The sequence below is a fragment of the Priestia sp. P5_B4 genome (assembly GCF_056400385.1).
In genome coordinates, this window is sequence record NZ_JBFULJ010000472.1 from 1 (window position 1) to 2,952 (window position 2,952).

Sequence of the window (2,952 nt, forward strand, 5' to 3'; positions counted from 1 at the left end):
GAATAGGCATGAGTGTAGTCCCGGCTAGCGTAATAAATTCTCGTGGTGATATGAAAAGCATTGAATATCAAGAGCTTTCAGAAGATGTTCATATTGATTTTGTAGTAAAGAAAGGGAAGCAGCGCTCTCAAAGTCTTAAAAAGTTTATTCATTTTTTAGGGAGTTTATAGATTCTGTCCTGAGGTGGCGTGATGTTTTCTCTTTTCCAATACATTAAAAAGAACCCTTAATGCCTGAAATGAGCTTCAAGGGTTCTAGCTTTCTTATATTCCAAAGATTATGCAGCTAATTTTCTACACTCATCCGCGCATTTCAAGCAAGCTTCCGCGCATTTTTGACAGTGGTCATGATCGTGTTTCTTACACTCATTTCCGCATTTTTCGCAAATTTCGGCGCAAACTCCAGCCAGTTCAGCAACGAAAGGAGTTCCTCTTTCTAGAGCTTGTTCCAAATATCCGCAAATATCTGCACATTCTCGATCAAAACGGATACAGTCCACCATCATACCCACATTTTCTTCTTTTAGACAAGCATCAAAACAGTGGTTGCAGGCACTCATACAGTCATGCAGAGTTTGAATAACGGTTTGATAATTTTCGTTAGACATTGTAAAATCCCTCCTTATTTTTCTTCTCTCTATTACATTAGACTATCGTTTAGTTTAGTAAACATAATAAAACAGTGCTGTAAAACTTATTAAGTAATAAGCAGGTAGTTTTTTTACGTTTGAACATAGGGGTGGRGGGTATGTAGTTGGTAGATAAATCTTAAAGGGGTGTAGCACTTGAGCTGGCTAGAAATACTTTCTTATATAGCTATTACAATCGGACTTATTCAATTTTTAGTTATTGCAATTGATGTGATTAGGCATCTCCAGATGATGTTTGTGATGAATATTGTATGGCCTATCACGGGGCTATATTTTCCTGTCGCCGGGATATGGTTTTACTTTAAATTAGGGCGTAAAGATCGAAAAAAACAGAATCACGCTCATCATTCCTCTGAACATATGCATGATAACCATGAAGATCATCATGAGCACCATCATAGTGAAAACCCTTCTTTAGCGGAAGAATATTTGCAATGAGCTATGCCTAAGATTGTCAACCGGGTGACATTTTAGAGTATGTACTAAATGAATAATAAAGAGGACGTAGAAAAATCTAAAGTGTTCCCTTTTGAGGTGCAAACATTTCAAATCGCATCACACTTTTTGTTATCAATATCAATATAATTCTCAATCAAGTTCTCTAATTAAATAAATCAATAAAAGCAGAGAAGGGACAGCAATTAAGCTGTCTCTTCATTTTAATTTCAATACTTAATCCTCATGGTTGAAGGGATTTGTTGTCTTTTATTATTGATTGTCTTCCTCGCTTTTGTACTCCAAAATATCACCTGGCTGACAATCCAAAGTCTTACATATTGCTTCTAATGTTGAAAAACGAACCGCTTTTGCTTTTCCATTTTTTAGGATGGAAAGATTCGCCATAGTAATTCCAACCCTCTCTGAAAGCTCCGTTACGCTCATTTTTCGTTTTGCTAACATCACATCAATATTAATAATAATTGTCATATCCTACACCTCAGACCGTTAAATCATTTTCTGATTTTATGTTAATCGCTTCTTGCAAAAGTCTTTGGAGAACAGCAGCAAAAACTGCGATAACCAACGAAGCAAAAGGAATGACCATTCCAACAAAAATGAGACCTGGGGCATCGTCTTTATCTGCCACGAGATAATAGATGGGCAAACCTAAGAAATGCAAACTACAGATAGAAATAGCGCAGTATTTGATGCTCATTAAAATTCGAACAGACAATTCGGAGAAAGCAATGTTCTTGTCAATATAACTCAACAGTTTAACAGCTTGATAAAGGGCGAAGTAAAAAGGTAATGTTCCTCCATATAAAAGAATGAAAATTATATATTCTATGGAATGAATACCTAAGAACTCCGCTACCGCATCTGCCAGTTCAGGAACTAGAAATATGCACAAAGTGAGAACCAAAATTCCAATGAGAATAACTGCTATCTTCAAAAATAATGTGGTTGCTATCTTCATAAAAACACCTCTTCTATATTTCAAAATATTAATTGTTTTTTGGCTGTGAATCCATGACATTCTTTATAGGTTTTTGAAACACGTCCACAATGGCTGCGATGATACTTGTTGCCAAGATGCCCATTAGACCTAGAGATATTGGACCTGCTGCATCATCACCTGTGAATTGAGCATGCGCCCTTAAATAAACTATTGCTAACAAAATAAACAAAATGACAGTAAAAGTGCATTTTTTTATTACCTTCAAAGATTGAAGAGATAACTCAGAGAAAGCGTTATTCTTCTCGATATAGGTTAAAAGTTTAAAAGCTTGATAACACGCCAAAGAAAATGTAATACATATTCCATATGTACATACCAACAGTGGATATAACGAATAATCACCAGGACGCTCTATAGCATCTCTTCTGGCTGCCTCAGGCAACAAAAATATACATGCGGCAAGCACTGCAATTCCAATCAGAAAAATTATTACCTTTAAGAAAGTGGTAGAACCTCGTTTAACATTCATAAAAAACACCTCACTTATTTAATGATAATACGAATTTAACATATGATTTATCGTTTTACAATAAAATATTATCGTTTTTTATTATATTATTATTGTTATGGAAATGTCCTTTTAATTTTAAACAAAATAAAAAGCATTTCTCAATACGAAAAAATGCTCTTGCTTTAGAAGGTTAAATATACAACTTGTTCAACAAAACTTCCTAACAGTTTAATAAAGTGAATCAACAACGAAAGATATCAGAACCTACTTGAAATAAATAATATACTTAAAACTCACTAAATAATTCACTTAAATTCGAATAATTATTTCCATATTGGAGAATTTTCATGCGAATTCCTGCTTGAATTTAAGGGGGAATAGCAAATATAGAAG

5 protein-coding genes are annotated in these 2,952 nt (G+C 34.3%); 1 reads left to right on the forward strand and 4 read right to left on the reverse strand.

Annotated features, from left to right (window positions below):
- Window positions 1-277 precede the first annotated feature (277 nt).
- Window positions 278-607, reverse strand: a complete 330-nt coding sequence (locus AC1DRF_RS21480) for a four-helix bundle copper-binding protein (protein ID WP_028409479.1) — start codon at window positions 605-607, stop codon at window positions 278-280.
- A 177-nt stretch (window positions 608-784) separates the two neighbouring features.
- On the opposite strand from AC1DRF_RS21480, the gene AC1DRF_RS21485 reads away from it, so the two are divergent.
- Window positions 785-1,087: a hypothetical protein gene (locus AC1DRF_RS21485; RefSeq protein ID WP_274155249.1), complete on the forward strand. Its 303-nt coding sequence runs from the start codon at window positions 785-787 to the stop codon at window positions 1,085-1,087.
- Window positions 1,088-1,357: 270 nt separating this feature from the next.
- On the opposite strand, the gene AC1DRF_RS21490 is transcribed toward AC1DRF_RS21485, so the two are convergent.
- Genes AC1DRF_RS21490 through AC1DRF_RS21500 form a run of 3 tightly spaced genes read right to left on the reverse strand, consistent with a single transcriptional unit; the run spans window position 1,358 to window position 2,577 of the window.
- The gene (locus tag AC1DRF_RS21490) at window positions 1,358-1,576 is read right to left on the reverse strand and encodes a helix-turn-helix domain-containing protein (RefSeq protein WP_477741642.1); all 219 of its coding nucleotides are present in this window, start codon (window positions 1,574-1,576) and stop codon (window positions 1,358-1,360) included.
- A 10-nt stretch (window positions 1,577-1,586) separates the two neighbouring features.
- Window positions 1,587-2,066, reverse strand: coding sequence for a DUF2975 domain-containing protein (locus AC1DRF_RS21495; RefSeq protein ID WP_477741643.1), 480 nt, complete (start codon window positions 2,064-2,066; stop codon window positions 1,587-1,589).
- 28 nt (window positions 2,067-2,094) lie between these two features.
- Window positions 2,095-2,577, reverse strand: a complete 483-nt coding sequence (locus AC1DRF_RS21500) for a DUF2975 domain-containing protein (RefSeq protein WP_427075822.1) — start codon at window positions 2,575-2,577, stop codon at window positions 2,095-2,097.
- Window positions 2,578-2,952: the final 375 nt, after the last annotated feature.

Bases quoted from the DNA above. Each gene is read 5' to 3' on its own strand.
- AC1DRF_RS21495 (WP_477741643.1), bottom strand. From the start codon at position 2,066: ATGAAGATAGCAACCACATTATTTTTGAAGATAGCAGTTATTCTCATT.
- AC1DRF_RS21500 (WP_427075822.1), bottom strand. From the start codon at position 2,577: ATGAATGTTAAACGAGGTTCTACCACTTTCTTAAAGGTAATAATTTTT.
- AC1DRF_RS21490 (WP_477741642.1), bottom strand. From the start codon at position 1,576: ATGACAATTATTATTAATATTGATGTGATGTTAGCAAAACGAAAAATG.
- AC1DRF_RS21480 (WP_028409479.1), bottom strand. From the start codon at position 607: ATGTCTAACGAAAATTATCAAACCGTTATTCAAACTCTGCATGACTGT.